Annotated in this window: 15 protein-coding genes; all 15 read right to left on the bottom strand. The window is 35.6% G+C overall.

The genetic code is table 11. From position 1 onward, the window contains the following. Window positions 1-165: 165 nt before the first annotated feature. On the bottom strand, window positions 166-2,238 hold the full coding sequence (locus AAGU76_RS14370) for a methyl-accepting chemotaxis protein (protein WP_342486200.1): 2,073 nt from the start codon (window positions 2,236-2,238) through the stop codon (window positions 166-168). A gap of 23 nt (window positions 2,239-2,261) precedes the next feature. After that, entirely contained in the window at window positions 2,262-2,663 is a 402-nt protein-coding gene (locus tag AAGU76_RS14365; protein WP_342486199.1) for a hemerythrin family protein, read from the bottom strand. 1 nt (window position 2,664) lies between these two features. Further along, window positions 2,665-4,167, bottom strand: a complete 1,503-nt coding sequence (locus tag AAGU76_RS14360) for a GGDEF domain-containing phosphodiesterase (protein WP_342486198.1) — start codon at window positions 4,165-4,167, stop codon at window positions 2,665-2,667. A gap of 271 nt (window positions 4,168-4,438) precedes the next feature. Further along, a complete protein-coding gene (locus AAGU76_RS14355; RefSeq protein ID WP_342486197.1) occupies window positions 4,439-5,263 on the bottom strand; it encodes a flagellin in 825 nt (274 codons plus the stop codon). A gap of 201 nt (window positions 5,264-5,464) precedes the next feature. Further along, window positions 5,465-6,769, bottom strand: a complete 1,305-nt coding sequence (locus AAGU76_RS14350) for a glycosyltransferase family 2 protein (RefSeq protein WP_342486196.1) — start codon at window positions 6,767-6,769, stop codon at window positions 5,465-5,467. Between the two features lie 69 nt (window positions 6,770-6,838). Next, window positions 6,839-7,969, bottom strand: coding sequence for a polysaccharide pyruvyl transferase family protein (locus tag AAGU76_RS14345; RefSeq protein WP_342486195.1), 1,131 nt, complete (start codon window positions 7,967-7,969; stop codon window positions 6,839-6,841). Beyond that, window positions 7,962-9,656 carry a glycosyltransferase family 2 protein gene (locus AAGU76_RS14340; RefSeq protein WP_342486194.1) on the bottom strand — a complete coding sequence of 565 codons (1,695 nt, stop codon included), beginning with the start codon at window positions 9,654-9,656 and terminating at the stop codon, window positions 7,962-7,964. The genes AAGU76_RS14345 and AAGU76_RS14340 overlap by 8 nt, the downstream gene beginning before the upstream one ends. A gap of 38 nt (window positions 9,657-9,694) precedes the next feature. Then, window positions 9,695-10,531 carry a radical SAM protein gene (locus AAGU76_RS14335; RefSeq protein ID WP_342486193.1) on the bottom strand — a complete coding sequence of 279 codons (837 nt, stop codon included), beginning with the start codon at window positions 10,529-10,531 and terminating at the stop codon, window positions 9,695-9,697. Window positions 10,532-10,555: 24 nt separating this feature from the next. Beyond that, entirely contained in the window at window positions 10,556-11,737 is a 1,182-nt protein-coding gene (locus tag AAGU76_RS14330; protein ID WP_342486192.1) for an FkbM family methyltransferase, read from the bottom strand. 126 nt (window positions 11,738-11,863) lie between these two features. Continuing rightward, entirely contained in the window at window positions 11,864-12,484 is a 621-nt protein-coding gene (locus AAGU76_RS14325) for an acyltransferase (protein WP_342486191.1), read from the bottom strand. After that, the gene (locus AAGU76_RS14320) at window positions 12,481-13,422 is read right to left on the bottom strand and encodes a glycosyltransferase family 2 protein (protein WP_342486190.1); all 942 of its coding nucleotides are present in this window, start codon (window positions 13,420-13,422) and stop codon (window positions 12,481-12,483) included. Before AAGU76_RS14320 ends, AAGU76_RS14325 begins: the two co-directional genes overlap by 4 nt. A 2-nt stretch (window positions 13,423-13,424) precedes the next feature. Beyond that, window positions 13,425-14,198, bottom strand: a complete 774-nt coding sequence (gene rfbF, locus AAGU76_RS14315; RefSeq protein ID WP_342486189.1) for a glucose-1-phosphate cytidylyltransferase — start codon at window positions 14,196-14,198, stop codon at window positions 13,425-13,427. A 385-nt stretch (window positions 14,199-14,583) separates the two neighbouring features. Further along, window positions 14,584-16,785 carry a methyl-accepting chemotaxis protein gene (locus tag AAGU76_RS14310; RefSeq protein ID WP_342486188.1) on the bottom strand — a complete coding sequence of 734 codons (2,202 nt, stop codon included), beginning with the start codon at window positions 16,783-16,785 and terminating at the stop codon, window positions 14,584-14,586. 248 nt (window positions 16,786-17,033) lie between these two features. After that, the gene (locus AAGU76_RS14305; protein ID WP_342486187.1) at window positions 17,034-17,399 is read right to left on the bottom strand and encodes a hypothetical protein; all 366 of its coding nucleotides are present in this window, start codon (window positions 17,397-17,399) and stop codon (window positions 17,034-17,036) included. Between the two features lie 7 nt (window positions 17,400-17,406). Continuing rightward, complete coding sequence (gene fliS / locus AAGU76_RS14300; protein WP_342486186.1) at window positions 17,407-17,784, bottom strand: flagellar export chaperone FliS; 378 nt, start codon at window positions 17,782-17,784, stop codon at window positions 17,407-17,409. Window position 17,785: the final 1 nt, after the last annotated feature.

Genomic DNA, 17,785 nt, shown 5'->3' with positions numbered 1-17,785 from the left:
TTATTATAATACAACAGTCTCGCCCTTAATGCAATTTTTTTAATCCAACCCTCACCAAGCAGAAGAAATAAAAAAGTTGTTCCGCAACTCCGCTAGGGGGACCTATGTCCCCCTTCGGCGTATAAAAAAGGATGGAATTCTTGATTCCATCCAAAATACAGAGCGCTATATGCTTGGTTCTTCTGATTCTTCGTCAGTTACTTCGTCTGTTCCATCTGCTTCTTCCATGTTATCCGTGTTTTCTGCAAACTCAACGTGAGAATGTGACTGTTTCAATTTTATGTCTTTAATAAGATTCCTCAGCAAAGCTGCCTGGCTGCTAAGTTCCTGGCTGGCTGCGGCACTTTCTTCCGCAGTTGCCGAATTTGTCTGAACAACCGATGAAATCTGGTCTATGCCGGAGTTTATCTGAGAAGCACCGAGAGCCTGCTGGTCTGATGCTGTGGCAATCTGTTCAACTATGGCAACAGTCTGGTCTGTCTTATCCACAATTTTCTTAAAGGACTCCACAGTGTCGTCAGCTATTTTTGCTCCCTTTGAAATGGCCTTTAGCGAATTTTCAATAAGATCTGTAGTGTTTTTCGCAGCTTCTGCGCTTTTCGACGCAAGGTTTCTCACTTCATCTGCAACAACAGCAAATCCCTTGCCTGCAGAGCCTGCCCTTGCAGCCTCTACCGCTGCGTTCAATGCCAGTATGTTTGTCTGGAAGGCTATGTCCTCTATGGCTTTGATTATTTTGCTTATTTCAACAGAAGAACTGTTTATTTCATCCATTGCGCCTATCATCAGTTCCATGTGCTCGGTTCCTTTTTGAACCTCATGTGCAGTGTCTTCGGATATGACTTTTGCTTCCTGCGCGCTTTTAGCATTTGAAATGATCTGTTCCGATATTTCATTGATTGTTGCCGCCAGCTCTTCAATGGAGCTTGCCTGCTCGGTTGCTCCCTGCGTAAGCACCTGAGCCCCTCCGGCAACTTCCTCGGAACCGCTGGCAACCTGCTCGGCACTCATGTTTATATTTTTAAACATGTAGTTCAAAGACTTGATTATCTGAACCACCGAATCCTTTATGGGCTCGAAGTCCCCCATATATTCCTTGTCCACAAACCTGGTAAGATCTCCGCCAACTATTGCGCCCAAATGACATGAAATGTCCTGTATGATTGCGTTTAGCTCGTTGATTGTTTTTTCAAGGGAATCCAGAAGAACTGCTGTTTCATCCTTGCTTTTGGTTTTTGGAACTTCAGTGTGAAGGTCCCCTTCTGACAACAGCTTAAGTCTGTTTGCACATGCAATGATTGGAGCTGCAATGCTGTTGGATATCCTGAATCCCAGCAGTGTAACAACAACAATTGACAATAATCCAAGAATTGCAGTTGCCATTATGCTGAATTTTGTGCTTTCCAGGTATTCACTCTGCGGAGTGTCAATGAGCATAGCCCACCCTTCTGTACCTTCGATGGGCGAATAGGACAGCATGTGTCCGGAGCCGCTAGCTTTATATGTGCCGAAATTTGTTTCACCGCTGAGCATTTTTTTCTCAAGAACAGCCAGTTCTTCGTAGCTTCCGTCATTTTCGTAATTCATTATTATATTTTCCAGATTTAAAACCTTGTTGTAGTCAGGGTGTCCTATTATATAACCTTCCTTGTCAATTATGGAAGCGTAGCCTCCTTCTCCTACAACTACTTCAGAAGCAATGTCTGTCAATGTCCTGCCGTCAATCTTCACAATTGCCACACCTTCAACCGTGGAGCCGTATATTCCGTCCTTCCAGATGGGGGCCGATATTACGTAGTACATTTCAAATGTTGCTGAATCAAACAGTGCATCCGTAACAAACACGTCTCCGTTTATGGATGCTTCAAAATAATCCATGTGCTTAACTATTTCTGTTCCGGCTGCAGATGAAACCATGCCTTCCTTGTCGGATACTGATATTCCCCTGAGATTGTGCATTGATACTCTCTCATCAAGAAGCTGTTGTATTTCTTCCGTACTTGCATCTTCCTGTGTCAGCTGCGGAAGCATACCCACCTCTGCCGCAATTGTCTTGTATATCTCAAGTTCCTTAGTAACCGTAGCAGCTGAAGCGTCTGCCACCTCATGCATGGTGTTTTCAAGTATATCGAATGTAACCTTGTAGCATAGGTAAGATGATAACCCTCCAATCAACAGTACCACTGCCAAAATTGCCGCTGTCATGTTTAAAAACATTTTCCTCTTAATGCTGTTCATTCTTATCCCCTCTTAATATATTTTTATCTGCTCAATATATGTGCTGCAACTTTCTTGTCCTCGGACTTGATGTGGCTAATCAGCCATCCTCCTATGGATGTGTTGACCTTTGCCACAAGCTGTATTGTAGCTCCGCCTTTTTCATACTCCTCCGCAATGCCCTTAACTGTAATCTTAAATGATTCGTGCTTTTCCCTGTGTGATTTGTAGTCAGGGTATGAGGACTGTATCTGCAGCCTTTCTTCATCCGCGAAATGCTTCACTACATAATTCTGAAGAAAATCAAGTGTCTTTGATACCTCTGTCCTGCCCTTGCCCTTGCTGCACGCTTCCAATAGTTCATTTATTGCATTTATCAACGATTTGTGCTGTTCGTCTATGGTAAAGTTTCCTGTCTCCAATGATTTATCCCAGCTGTATGCCATGCTAATGCCTCTCTTCCTGTATTTTTTTTATAATGTCATAGTAATTTTTCCTGCCGCTGCTTATGAGCTTTTCAAATTCTTCCTTGGGCTTAGGCTTTGAAAAAATAAAGCCCTGTGCCATATCGCAGCCTATGTTTCTTAAGAAATCAAGCTGCATGTCTGTCTCAACGCCTTCGGAAACAACGTTTAGCTTCAGGTTCCTGGCTATATCAACAATATTGTTGACTATTACCTGTGAATTTTTCTCTTCTATCTGGTTTAGAAATATTTTATCGAGCTTCAGGGTGTCAATGGGCATTTCCTTTAACAGTCCCAGGCTTGAATATCCTGAGCCGAAGTCATCCATGGATATTTCGAACCCCTCTTCCCTGAAATCCTTCATAACCGAAAAGACGTCCTTTTCACACTCATTTCCGAATACAACAGATTCTGTTATTTCAATTTCGATGAGCTTGTCGGGTATGCGGTATTTTTCACGGATTTCATTGTACTCGGCTACAAAATTAGAGTTTATGAAATGCACTCTTGAAACATTGACTGAAACAGGCACCACATCGTATCCCAAATCAAGCCATTTCCTGATATCTATACACACCTGTTCAAAAACATACTTGTCTAGGTTGACTATGAAACCGTCTTTTTCAAATATCGGTATAAATTTTACCGGATTGAGAAGTCCCAGTTCAGGGTGATCCCATCTTACCAATGCTTCAGCTCCAGCCATAATCCCAGTTTTCAGGCTCACCTTCGGCTGGTAGAAAACCTTGAACTGATCTCTCTCCAAGGCTTGGTGCATTCCATCTTCAATTTTTTTAACCTCTATGAGACTGTTTCCGATGCTTTCACTGTAGATGGCATAATCGCTTATGTACCAGCTTTGCATGTGGCTTTTGGCAAAATCTGCCCTGTCGATTGCCACTCTTATGTCAGAATTATTGTTATCAATAAAATAAACACCCATCTTTACTGCAGGCCGTATGTTGATTTTGCTCCAAATTTTTAGTTTTTCAATTTTTTTTGAAATAAGAAGCATTCTTTCAATCAGCTCTTCCTGCTTATCATATTCGAACAATACAAAAAAATTGTCCCCATCGGATTTTCCGAAAACCTCGTTTTTTAAATTTTCGATGAATACCTTACAAATTTTACGCAGTATATCATCTCCCACATCATATCCGACGCTGTTGTTTATTATATTAAATTTACTTATGTCATAATGAACAAGAGCAAATCTTTTTTCCTTATTTTCTTTTATAAGCATCTCCGAATCTCTTATGAACTTCAATTTGTTTCTGACATAAAACAATGCATCCGTGCCCTGGCTGACATCTGCATTGCTTAATCCAATACGGTATTTTCCCATATGCTTTATGAAATTTCTTGTGACGAAATAAAAACCTGCTTCCAAAGCTATAACTATTATAATAAATGTATTCAGGACCAAATCCCTTTGAATTAAAATCACATTGTCCGAAAATACAAAAATAGCAGCAACAATAATCAATATAGCCATGCAAAAAGTTGTACATAGAATGTAATAATGCACAAATGGTTTAAACCTGGAAATGTCATCGTCTCTGTAAATTCTTTTCCACCCCCTTCCTGTATATATTCTCCATTTTATGTATCGGCAAATTTTGACAGAAGTTTACAAAAAGTATCATTTAGTACGAATTTCTTTCAGCATCATGAACAATAGTAGCAACTCAATTCATTTTTAATAAACAAAAACAGGGGCAGTAAACTGCTCCCTGTGTTTGTCATTTATTAATTTGTTATTGCAGTAACTGCAATACTCCCTGTGGCTGTTGGTTAGCCTGAGCAAGCATTGCCTGAGCAGCCTGAGAAAGGATGTTGTTCTTAGTGAATTCCATCATTTCTTTTGCCATGTCAACGTCTCTTATACGTGATTCAGCAGCAGTCAGGTTCTCTGAAGTTGTTCCCAGGTTGTTGATTGTATGTTCAAGTCTGTTCTGAACAGCACCCATGTTTGCACGCTCATCTGAAACCAGTTTAATAGCTGCATCAATTGTTGATATTGCTGTGTCTGAAGTTGAAGCATCAACACCTAAATCAACACCGTCAACACTTAAAGCTGATGCCTGCATATCTGCAAATGTTACAGTTATGCTTTGTCCAGTGTTAGCACCAATCTGAAGAGTGAAGGCACCAGAAGTTCCTCCAGTCTGGTCAAGAAGGTTTTGTGTGTTGAACTGAGTAGTTTGTGCTATTCTGTCTATTTCTTCGATAAGAGCTGCATTTTCCTTCTGGATTTCTGCTCTGTCATCATCAGTGTTTGTATCTGATGCTGACTGTACAGCCAGTTCTCTCATTCTCTGTAGAATTGAGTGAGTTTCATTCAATGCACCTTCAGCTGTCTGAATCATTGATATTCCGTCTTCTGCATTCTTTGAAGCCATTTCAAGACCGTTTATCTGGCCTCTCATTTTTTCTGATATAGCCAGTCCTGCAGCATCATCGCCTGCTCTGTTGATTCTGTAGCCTGATGATAATTTTTCCAGGTTCTTGCCTGATGCTGAGTTGTTGTTTCCTAATTGTCTTAAAGAGTTTAATGCGTTAATGTTGTGTTGAATTCTCATTTAATTACCTCCATGTAATTTGTTCGGGATCCTTCCCTATTTTTTTGATATTTATTTTCAACATGGGCCCTGTGTTGAAAATAAATTATCTTTACATAATGTATATCGTAACAACTGGAAATAAGTTTAGCCTTTTATTAAATATTTTTTTCTTTTCAAGAAGGTATTGATACTATTTAATTTGCACTTCAGTCTTTCATATCAAATAAGCATCCGCGAATCTTTAACGGCTTTCAATTCTTCTTCATTTAAAAGTCTCTTGTAGTAGTCTGCTAACTTTTCATTTTTAACAATTTTACTTGCTTTTAATAAGTATATTTTATCTTTCAAAAGATTATAATCATATATTTTATTTAGAAATAAAGCAATAGATTCTTCTTTTTCTTGAGTCGAAAAAATACTTATTAATATTGTTAAAACTTCAAAATTGTATTTATCCGCATTTAACAAAGAAACAGCTATTTTTACTGCTTTTGATTTATCATTATCCATTAAATAGATTTTTAAAAGGTCATTGAAAATTTTTTCTATTTTCCCCAATGCAAAGCATTCAATATCCTTATTGTAGTTTTCACAATAATAAATACACTTTTCGAAGTAATCTATTGATTCTTTTATTCTATTCTCTCTAAATGATATAGTACCCATATGCATATAAAAATCTGGATAATCGGAGAAGTATTTAACCGCCTCAACAAAGATACTTTTCAAATCATCATAAGACTTTGACAATTTAATCATATTCATCATAATGGTGCTGTATATAATGCAATAATAATCATAAATAATTGTTTTATCAATATATTGTAATGCCTTTAAACAATAATCAAGAGCTTCTTCGTACTTTTTTTCAATGTTAAGCTGTTTGCTCAGATAAAGGTTCAACTTAGCATCCTGTGGGGTTTTTTCAAGTTCCTTTTTTAATAAATTGATATTCCGTTCATTCTTATTTTTTTTATTAATCTCTTCAGCAGCATACCCCGTATGATATATTTTCAACAAATCACTTGCATCAGCTAAAACTGGATTTGAGTTAGAAGCTCTTGTATTACATAAAATTTCATGTATTCTCTTATTATATTTTAAATAGTCTTTCCTTTTAAATAATCTTGGACTAATATTCTTCGCTGTAGCTATTATTTTATTATTTAAATCAATATTAATTAATTCACAAGTGATTCCATCAATTTGTGGCTTCTCTCCTAATTTTGTTATGTAATCTCTTATTAAACTGACTGAATCCTCTGAAAAATACTCATCGCAATCAAGAAATATTATCCAATCTCCCTTAGCTTTGTCTAATGCAAAATTTCTTGCTGCACTAAAATCATCTACCCATTCAAAGTGAAACACTTTAGCTCCTTGGCTTTCTGCTATTTCGACTGTTCTATCCGTGGAACCGGTATCCACTACTATTTGTTCGTCAACCACTGATTTTAAATGACTTAGGCAGTATTCCATATTATCTTCTTCGTTTTTTGCTATTAAGCATTGAGATATATACATTTCTCTTCCTTTCTTACGTGCAATTATTAAATGCTATATTTTAAATAGTTTAAAATCCTTTCTCTAATTCTAAGAAAGAAGTGAAATAGCTTTATTTGCATTCTTTCTGCACAACTCATATTTTCCTTTAAGCATATTTCTAATGTCATTTTCATTAAAAACTAATTTTAACAACTTTTTTTCTAAAGTCCTTTCTTCTATAAATTCGTCAAGAGGGACAACATAATCTTCACACCCCAAATCAAGAGCAATTCCTTCTGCCTTAACCGAATAACCTAGTGCCAAAACAGGTACACAGGATGAATATCCTGCAATTGTCGCGTGGGTTCTTGCAAAAATTCCTAACCTGCAATTTGATATTATATATTTGTATTCAGAAGCGCTAAGCTTATCCGAAATTAAGCATACCCTATCTTTTTTTTCAATTAATTCATATAATCCATTCAGCATTTCATAATCATTATCCATTGACATTACAACATGAGGTATAAGGGCGATATTCATATCCGTATTATTTATCACATAATCGATGACATTTAATATATTCCGTACAATAATTCCTTTTCTTTCCTCTCTACGAACAATCAAAGGACTCAAATTTATTCCCAAGGTATTTCCAACAACAAAGCTATTCGGAAGCTCTACTTTCTTTTTTCCCAATAGAAACGCAACATCGGAACATAACTCTACATTTTTTAATCCTTTTTTAAGCAATGAATTATAAGTAATACTTTCTCTTGCCGTTATAAGGCTATGTGATTTCAAAGTTTCTACCATTTCATCACACAACATGGACGGTTCTATTGAGCAACTCCATAAAACACTTTTTGCTCCTACCTCAATTGCCCGTTCATGGATTACCTTCCATTTCCTCCAGTTGTCATAGCAATAATTATCACCGCCCACCGACAAGCATACGGTATCTTTATCTATTTTATCAATTGTTGTTTTATAAATGAGCGTATCATATTTTCCTTTTACATAAGAAGATTTATCAAGTTCAACATAGTACATATCTCGTTCACAATATTCATGTACATCAACTCCGAATTCAATATCCTGCTGTTTGAAATGAGTTGAAAGAATTATATGGCTATTGGGATAGTTGTTTTTTATCAACTTTATTGTGCTTTTTATAATAGCTTCTGCACCATGATTATATGAACCGCCATGACCGTAAAGTAAAAACTTCCTATTCATGTTCTTCCTCCAAGAAATTTTTTTCCAGCCTTTTACGCAATTCGAAAAAATCCTCATCATTCTGCAAAAGCTGCCCAATTTCATCAATCTCCTTAATGGCTTCTTCATTGCGAAAGCAGTCAAGTAAGTACGAAATCCATATTTTTTTGAAATAAATATATGCCTTAGCATTATCTGAGGCAGCTGAAAGATTTTGCCCCAATAATATATAAGATTCTGCATCATCGTCCGCAACTTCCAATTCCTGCGAAACTTCGATAAACTCGTCCAATGCGCGAGAGAAGTTTTCCTTTTGCACCCAAAGAACTGTCTGTGAAAGTGCAGCTGCTAAATCGGCACTAATGTATGCTATAATCGGATATCTGGCGATTATCTCATGAATCTGGACATCTATGTTCAACTCTGTTGACGAGCATGGACGTCTTTTTCGGATCTCTGTCAAGAGAACAAAAAGTTCATCATCTGTTTTGTTCAGGGCATGGTATAGGTCAATCTCAAGCTTTGACAGCACGGTGATATCCTCATCATGCCTTTCAAACCAAATCTTAAGTTGTTCCAATACACCATTGTAATCTTTTTTTAGTAAACCAATAACGGTTTCAGGCATTTCCTGTATCAGACATTCTAAGCTTTTAGAAGCAATGAATTGCGATAACTCCACGTTGATTGAAAAAAGAATTTTAGCAGCTGTTTGTGCACCTTCCAATTTTCGACATTCATTTTGATTGAGCATCCAATAAACTATTATTTCAATGAGTTTCTTTATTTCTTTTATATATGCTCCACACTTGAGTAAATGTTGTGTGTGCTCACTACTAAAAATATCATATAGACCAATTAACTTATCTTTGGTATCTATTTGTGCATTCAGCAGTACATTTAAAGTGTCTTTTATTGAGTTGAAATATATGGCAAGTAAAAATTCTTCGTTTTTGGGGCTTATAAAACCACATTTATCAATAAGAAAGGTACGGGCAGTGTCATCTAGAATATGGTCAGAAACAATACGCCTGTTATCAAATTTATAAGATCCGGAATTTGGAGATACATAATATTTATGCAGTGTCCCTGCGAGTATGCCGACACGTTCAGCATTGTGGAAAGCTTCCATTGCAAAAAGAGTATCAGCGCCATAATTAACAGTAAAACACTTATCAAAATTACATTTCCATAAAACGTCAAATGAATAAATTTTTCCCCAAACAGTCCGCATAAATTGATGGTATTGCATGAAGTACTCGGAAAATCCCTGTCCCTTCAACAGTAGATTTTGTTTGACTTTTCTTTGTCCCATGGACTGTTTTGTGCATGAATTACTAAAATCGCTTCCACAAGCAGAAATGTCCAAACAATTTTCATGCATAAAATCAAGCATTCTTTCAATAAAATTCGGTTCGTATTCATCATCAGAATCGAGAGTACAGTAATAGTCTGTATTTTTATATCTTTCTCTCGCAAAATTAACAAAAGATATCGAATTCCAACCTTTACGGTTTATCTTATTAGTTAGTACATATAAACGGTTATCTCGTTTTGCATATTCTTCCAAGATGGATGCTGTACCATCTTCAGACGCATTGTCAAGCATATAAAATACATAATCATCATAAGTTTGCTTAAGTATGCTATCAATTGCTCGACGTATTGTATTTTCCGCATTGTAAGCTGCCATAAAAATAATAACCATGATATTTTGCCTCCTTTTATTCTTTATGAGCTTGTACTCTATAACTGCTCAATATCAAAGAGGTTCTCGTCATCTGACAGTTGGATTGCAGGTTGGCAATGTTCTACTTCACTTAATTTGCCTACACAATAAGCACAAGCAGGTGTATAAGGAGCCTTTAGAATTTCACGCACTTGTGCTCGTTTTTCTTCAATACCTTCAGATGAATAAAGATCAATACAAGAATCTTCATTCTTGGGAATAATCCCTAAGTATATTCTTCTTATGACACGAAAACAAACATAAAGCTCACCAGGCATTATAATAAAATTGCCACCTTTTCGATTTCCGCACCTGGCTCCAATATCTAATAATTCGTCTTCTGTTCTATGTCTTTGTCTATGATCAGTAAAGTCTATCCAGCCCCCATAATGCATATTATCTCCATAATATTTGAAAACACGAAAAGGAATTTCGGCTTCACTTAAATCCTTTTGCAAATCCTGTGACATTTTAGATAAGGCTGGACCATAATCACTGATATTTACTTCTATTTTTGGCGTCTGTTTGAGAAGAGAGATCAGTTCATCTGTCATTGGCAGTGTCCCATTTGTAGTAAAAATAATCTTTCCAATTTGCTTAGCATGCTCACCAACTTTTTGAATTACTGCATTCAAATCATTGTACAGTAATGCTTCGCCCCCAGCTATGGTAAAATTATCTACTCTATCGATAAGTTTAAAAAAGGCATCAACAGATTTACATAAGTCTGTTAAATCATAATCCTCTACTGCTCCATAATATGGACTGAACTCAAGGCAATGCTTACATTTTAAATTGCACCTCATTGTAACAGGTAATGCTGTATTGGCAATATGTAAAATTTCGTTATTCATATATTATACCCCACGTAATATTAATTAAATTGCAAAAAGCACAGTTTGGCTAGAAGAATAGAATGGATGCCTCAAATAGAATTTATAATCATCCCTGAAACTGAGAATCAGTTCAGGAATTTTTATAATATCCTCTGGCCTATGATAGACGCAAATTGCTAATCTTGGCTTATTCTTTCTGATTATCTGCTCTGCACCAGACAGTGCTTGGTATTCAGCACCCTCAATGTCCATTTTAATAAAGGTAACTTTTTCATCACCAATTAAATCATCCATACGAGCAACCTTGATAGATGTTGTTCCAGCATTTTGTTTATCATTTGCCAGTGATAATTGGGACGGTATATTGTTAAAGAACGTAATTGTTTCTGATTTATCCCAGCATCCAAAATCAAACAAAGTAAAGTTTTTCGCTCCGCTTAAAGTTTTATAAATTTGTGAATATTGGCGTGAGTCAGGCTCAAATGCAAAAACATGTTTATAATTTCCATTACACCATTCAATAAAAGCTTTTGAAGAGGCACCGTCGAAAACACCGCAATCTACAAAGATTTCATTTGATGCTGGTATTAATCCCGGGAAATCAAAATATTGCTTTTCACATATAGCGTTCACCTCTGATAAAATAGGATTTAAATCAAAACAATGTTCATCAAAATCCAATCCGCTATCCTGTATCTGTTTCTGGATTGCTTTTCGCGCCTCATTATTGCTTACGGCAATACCAATATAAGTATTTTCTGTAGAGTCAAGAGCAATAAATTCTTCAAAGCGCATAATGGGTAGACCACATAAAATATCACCACTACATCCAAAATTATTGTCGATAATTCCTTTCCACTGAATTGAAGGTAAGCATTGACGCACATACCAAAAAACCACTCCTGCACCAAAGATATAAAGATTAGCATTAGGATTGCTAATATACTCGGGCAACAACTTCTTCATGTTATCTTCATAAGATAACAGATATTGATCAAAATAGTTGTTCATAACAGAAAAATCCTTTGTCAATGAATACGACAGACGTGCATTAAACAAATCCTGCGATTGCTTATCCCCCAGCGCATTATATATTTGAATAATAGATTCAACTTGACATTCCTCATATCCATCACCTAAAAGACTACGATTAAAATCATATTGAAACTTCGAGAGAGTATGTGAATTTATGTTTTGTCTACCAGAAAATGTTTTATGTATCATAGTAGTATTCCTCCTTTTAATAAATCTTATATGTTTATTTAGTGACCACTCTGCATTTGCAGACGACCCATAGACTTTTTCAATTGCATTACTATACGCTATACACTATTTTCGACTAGCATAGTATTATTTCCACCTGATTTTTTCTTTTATTACTTTCGCAGGATTACCTGCAGCTATACAGTTAGCAGGAATATCTTTGTTTACTACAGATCCTGCGCCTATTATTGATCCATCTCCTATATTTACGCCCTTCAGAATAATTGACCCCGCTCCAATCCAAACATGCTTCCCTATATTTACGGGCATGGACTTATTTAATATATTTCCTTCATCATCTAAAATAGAATGATGATCACCATCATATATATACACATTGCGTGCAATTGTAGCACCTTCACCAATTATTATTTTATTACAGCATGCAATTACCGAATTAGAATTTATATAACCTCCTCCAAAAGTCAATGATGCATTTTTGAATACCTGTATAGTTGACCCATAAAACAACTTAAAGCGTCCGTCTATATTTAGCACAGCATTTTCCTGTAACTTAATATAACACTCCGCTTTCGATTTTTTTAAAGTGTTCAAATTTATATAGAAATCTTCATTCAGATTAATTTTTGCAGATTTATGAAAATCCAAAACAGAGTTTTTAAAAATTTTCATTTTTCCGTTTTTTCTACATACATTTTTACTTAATTTGTTATAGTAAAAACTTTTTAGCATGTCTTCATTGTTCATTTTAATACCCTAATATATAAATTCATATATTCTTTTTCAAATTCTTCAATATATTTCCCATAATAAAATTCATCATAATGTCTCGTTAACTCTTTTATTACATGCTCCAACTGCTTTGAACAGTTTGTAAGGTTATTTTTTATAATCTTGTTGCACATTGATATCATATATGACCATTCACTGTATTGTGCGTATTCAGATATATCCGGAAGAATTTCAGACAAATATACCGTTCTTTCCCTGAAAGCACTGAAATATTCATCCAACTGTTCTGGAGTCAACAACATATCATTGGTTGTGAAGGATGAATTGTTTTGTTCATGTCTTATGAAACAATATTTAGGCAATCCATTAGCAACAACTTTACGTGCATTAGCCATATATTTATAAGTAGCGCTTATATCATCGTACTTGCCCGTCTCATTAAACCTAATGATGTCAAATAAATGTTTTTTTATCATTTTAGTTGGCATTGCAGCATTGATTTTTTTTCTCTTAAGCAATTCAATGACAGCCTCAGATGGAGTCATTTCTAAATGTTCATCAAATAGGCAGTTAGGAAAAATTTCACCTTCAACTTTTTTACTTGAACCACAGATTGATATATCTGCATTATTTTCAACTGCAAGATTATATAAAAACTCCAGCATGTCCGGCTCTGCTATATCATCATCATCTACAAAAGTTATAAAACTACCTTTAGCTAAGTTCAATCCAGTGTTTCTTCCTTTTCCTATACTACTTTTTGGAATATGAATAACTTTAATTCTATTGTCTAATTTTGCATACTTTTCTGCAATTTCACCACCTTTATCGGCAGAACCGTTGTTCACTATTATAAATTCATAGTCTCTTTCTGTTTGATTCAATATGGATTCTATTGCTTCTGATATAAAATTTTCTCTATTGTATGTAAGCATAATAACACTTATCTTCATATCTACCATACCTTCCAAGGTGCTCTATTTTTTTCCCATATTGAGTCAAGGTGGCTTTTATCTCTTTGTGTATCCATACATTGCCAAAAACCTGAATGTTTATATGCTGATAATTCACCTTTTTGAGCTAACCTTTCTAATGGCTCTCTCTCGAGTATTGTACTATCATCTTTTATTAAATCAAAAATTTCCGGTTCCAATACCATAAATCCGCCGTTAATCCATCCTCCGTCCTCTTTAGCTTTTTCAGCAAATCTTGTGATGTTTTGACCTCCATCAATTTCTAATACACCGAATTTACCACCAGGCTGTATAGCTGTCAGTGTTGCAACTTTATTACTTTTTTTGTGAAATTGAACTAAATCATTTATATCGACATCACTGACACCATCTCCATATGTTAACATAAATTTTTCATCACCAACATACTGCTGAATTCTTTTTATTCTTCCTCCTGTTTGAGTATACAAGCCAGTGTCCACTAAAGTAACTTTCCAAGGCTCAGCAATGTTATTATGAATAATCATATTATTATCATTTGTAAAATCAAATGTGACATCTGAACAATGAAGATAATAATCTGCAAAGTATTCTTTTATTACATAACCTTTGTAACCACAACATATGATAAAATCATTATATCCATAGTGAGAATATATTTTCATAATATGCCACAATATGGGCTTATCACCTATCTCAATCATAGGCTTTGGTTTCAAATGCGATTCTTCGCTTATTCTTGTACCAAATCCTCCAGCAAGAATTACTACTTTCATTTCATCCTCCAAATGCAATCAATTATATAATTTGTAACAAATTAATTTAAAATTAATAATTCAAGACTATATTGCACTTAATATTATATCGGCACATTATCTATTTTTTTAATGTTTTTTTAATAGCAAATTTTATTAAAAAATGTAATGCTTCCTAATGCAATAGAAGCAGAATACCATAGGTAAAGCTGCAAGAATTTTAAGTAACCGGTTTCAAAATGTTGTATTTGTCCAAACTTTATGCATAAAAAAACGAACCATTAAGTTAACTACACCAATGGTCCGTCTATATATTACTTTTAAGATTGTGAATTATCCTTTTTTTGTCAGTCTATAAAATTTGTAACAGCCAAATTTACAATTAGCAATCATATACTTGGATGAGTTATATAACTTCGACCGATTCTTCCGTTAGTTTTATTTTCTCCACCAGTTCCTTCATGATCTGAGCCTGGCTTGACAGTTCTTCACTGGCAGCTGCACTTTCTTCCGCCGTTGCGGAATTTGTCTGGACTATGAATGAAATTTGCTCCACCCCGGATAAAACCTGGACTGCAGCTTCAGCCTGCTTATTTGATGCTTCTGTTATTTCCTTTATCATATCTTCAACTACATTTGATTTTTCAACGGCCATATTCAGGGCTTCATTTGTTTTAGCTGCAACTTTGGTTCCTTTTACAACTGCCTTTAATGAATTTTCTATGAGCTCTTCTGTATTTTTTGCAGCTTCAGCACTTTTCAAAGCAAGACTTTTCACTTCCTGTGCAACAACTGCAAATCCGTTACCCGCTGAACCTGCCCTTGCAGCTTCTACGGAAGCATTGAGAGCAAGAATGTTGGTTTGAAATGCTATGTTGTCAATAACCTTTATTATTTTGGCGATTTCCTTGGAAGTCTTATTTATTTCAGACATGGCATCATTCATTTCCTTCACATAATTGCTGCTGTTTTGAACCTGGACTGCTGATTCAAGGGAAGCCTCTCTTGCTTTACCTGCATTTAAGGCATTACTGTTTATTTGTTCAGTTATCTCGCTGATTGTTGCAGAAAGTTCTTGAACAGAGCTTGCCTGTTCTGTTGCTCCCTGTGACAGTGCCTGTGCTCCTCCTGCAAGCTGTTCAGAGCCGCATGCCACCTGTTCTGCGCTTTCGTTTACCTGCTTCACCATGTGATTAAGGTAGCTGTTAATCTGCTTCATTGAAACAACAATGGTGTTGAAATCACCGTTGTATTCGCTGTCAATCCTATTTGAAAAATCTCCATCAGCAATTGCCCCAAGGTGAAATGATATGTCGTGAATGATTACATTAAGCCCTTTGACAGTTGAGCCCAGGGATTTCATGAGCATGCCTATTTCATCTTCACGTGTTGTACTTAAAACTTCCGTGTGCAGATCCCCTTCAGAAAGATCCTTTAGCCTTTCAGCACACATAATTACTGGATTTGCAATATTGTCGGATACAACCTTCCCGACAACATATGACAGAACAAGTGCCAGTACGGAAACTGCCAATGTGATGAACAAGCTTAAATTCGTAGAGCCTGTATATTCCGATTGAGGCGCGCTTATAAACAGACCCCATCCATCACTTTCATCAATATAGGAATAGGCAAGCAGATTTTTTTGCCCATCCAGTTCGTAGTCTCCAAGATCAAGCTTCATGCTCAGCATCTTTTGCTCTATTTCAGCCAATTGCTTGTTGATGCCTTTTTCTTTATAAGACCTTATGATGTTTTCAGACTGGACTACTTTTTCATAAACAGGATGCGCAATTGTATAACCATCCTTGTCCAGTATGTAGGCAAAGCCGCCTTCTCCTACTTTAACTGACGAAACTATGTCTGACATGACTTTACCGTCCAGCACTATTATTGCTGCACCTACTATCTTTGAGCCATAAACTCCGTCTTCCCACAGAGGTGCTGAAACGGTAAACGTAACCCTGCCAATTTTATCATTCATTTTAGGTTCTGTTACAACTGTACTTCCGGCCATGGAAGAAAGAAAGTAATCAGTTTCTCCTATCATGTATATTTGCTTGGTGATGGGAGATTCTCCTTTTCCTTTTGTATTGGTTGTGTATGCGTCAAGAAGCCCATAAGCTTCAGACATCTGCGTGAGTATTTTTGCTTTTTGCTGGTTGTTTACAGTCATGTCCGAAAGCTGCTGATTTAGCCCGATGTTAGTAGCTACTGCCTTGTATGTATCAATTTCATTTTTAATTGATTCTGAAGAAATCTGTGCTACGTTGTTCATTGTGCGTTCAAGTGTATCAAATGTGATTTTGTAGCTTTGAAAAGCAGAAATTCCGCCTAATATGACTACCACTGCAAGGATTAGAGATATGAAACTTAAGAATATTTTTGACCTGATGCTTGTTTTGTTTGCTATTAAAAATAATAGATCTTTTGATTTTTTTCTGATGAAATCCGTGATTTTCATCAGCCTTTTATTGCTTTTGATGCTATTGATAATATTGTTGACAACTTTTTTAATATTGGCTAAGTGTTCTTTGATGTCATTATTTTTGTTTACTTTGTCTATTACTTTAAGTTTATCCTTAAAATTAATTTTAAATTTTTTCACGATATCCCCCCATAAATTTTATGTGTAAGTAAACAGTCCACTTAATATACCGGATTTTTTCGGAACCTGCTCTTGCTGCTTCCTAAAATGCAGTTACAATAAATTTGGCTGTTGCATCAGTGAATATTATCGTATCATTTGACAGCACAGCCGAAGAATCTCATAATTTCAACAGATGAGATTCTTCACTGACGCTCACGATGACAAGAATATACTTAGTGCAACAGCCTTTATTATTGTGCGTATGATTATGCCTTAACATTCAGAACTTTAGAAGATGTACTCGGTTGATTCAAACTCAACTTTACATTTTTCAGTTCTTCATTTAAATTTTTGCGTATACACTTATCCATTTCTATTGTTTCTTCCAATGACTTCCTGATAAGTGATTTGATGTTTTTAATTTGAGATGTTTCCTTATAGCCGGTTGTTTTGTTTATACTTTCCTTTATTTTGTCATCTGCTTCCTTAACCTTTGCGTAGTAATCAGCTCTTTCATCTATCATTGCTTCAGCTTTTTGGTATTCGATTTTGAAGGACAGATTCATTATTTTTTCCGTAAAGAATTTCAGGTTTTCCACTGCTTCCAGCTTCCTTTTATACAGGTTTTCCATATACCACCTAACTTTTAGCTGATTTTGCTATCTTGTCAGCCTCTTCCCATGTATTTCTCAGGTCTTTAACCAGCGGAAGTATATTGTCTATGTTTTTTATTGACTTTTTTGATGAAGCTAATATGAGCTCCTTGTTAAAAAACATGTACATTTCTCTTAAATCCTTGGAAAGCGCATAATTGTCATCAAGTGTAACAATGAGATGGTTGAAAATTTTCCTGCACTTTTCAAGATTGATGCCGGCATTATCAAAATCGTTGTTTTCCATTAACATTTTGCTCATATTCATTTTTTTAATAGCTTCGTCATAAAGGAGCACCAGCAGTTCTCCTCTGGTCATGGTGTTAACGGAAGTTTTTTTATATTGCTCGAATGCACTAATCATT

The sequence above is a fragment of the Sedimentibacter sp. genome (assembly GCF_038562225.1).
Classification (GTDB): Bacteria; Bacillota; Clostridia; order Tissierellales; family Sedimentibacteraceae; genus Sedimentibacter.
The sequence above is the reverse complement of the archived record's forward strand: the minus strand, read 5'-3'. Positions and strand labels throughout refer to the sequence as shown.

Excerpts from the sequence above, each read along its gene's own strand:
- AAGU76_RS14370 (WP_342486200.1), bottom strand. The coding sequence starts at position 2,238 with ATGAACAGCATTAAGAGGAAAATGTTTTTAAACATGACAGCGGCAATT.
- AAGU76_RS14365 (WP_342486199.1), bottom strand. The coding sequence starts at position 2,663 with ATGGCATACAGCTGGGATAAATCATTGGAGACAGGAAACTTTACCATA.
- AAGU76_RS14355 (WP_342486197.1), bottom strand. The coding sequence starts at position 5,263 with ATGAGAATTCAACACAACATTAACGCATTAAACTCTTTAAGACAATTA.
- AAGU76_RS14350 (WP_342486196.1), bottom strand. The coding sequence starts at position 6,769 with ATGTATATATCTCAATGCTTAATAGCAAAAAACGAAGAAGATAATATG.
- AAGU76_RS14345 (WP_342486195.1), bottom strand. The coding sequence starts at position 7,969 with ATGAATAGGAAGTTTTTACTTTACGGTCATGGCGGTTCATATAATCAT.
- AAGU76_RS14340 (WP_342486194.1), bottom strand. The coding sequence starts at position 9,656 with ATGGTTATTATTTTTATGGCAGCTTACAATGCGGAAAATACAATACGT.
- AAGU76_RS14335 (WP_342486193.1), bottom strand. The coding sequence starts at position 10,531 with ATGAATAACGAAATTTTACATATTGCCAATACAGCATTACCTGTTACA.
- AAGU76_RS14330 (WP_342486192.1), bottom strand. The coding sequence starts at position 11,737 with ATGATACATAAAACATTTTCTGGTAGACAAAACATAAATTCACATACT.
- AAGU76_RS14325 (WP_342486191.1), bottom strand. The coding sequence starts at position 12,484 with ATGAACAATGAAGACATGCTAAAAAGTTTTTACTATAACAAATTAAGT.
- AAGU76_RS14320 (WP_342486190.1), bottom strand. The coding sequence starts at position 13,422 with ATGAAGATAAGTGTTATTATGCTTACATACAATAGAGAAAATTTTATA.
- rfbF (WP_342486189.1), bottom strand. The coding sequence starts at position 14,198 with ATGAAAGTAGTAATTCTTGCTGGAGGATTTGGTACAAGAATAAGCGAA.
- AAGU76_RS14305 (WP_342486187.1), bottom strand. The coding sequence starts at position 17,399 with ATGGAAAACCTGTATAAAAGGAAGCTGGAAGCAGTGGAAAACCTGAAA.
- fliS (WP_342486186.1), bottom strand. The coding sequence starts at position 17,784 with ATGATTAGTGCATTCGAGCAATATAAAAAAACTTCCGTTAACACCATG.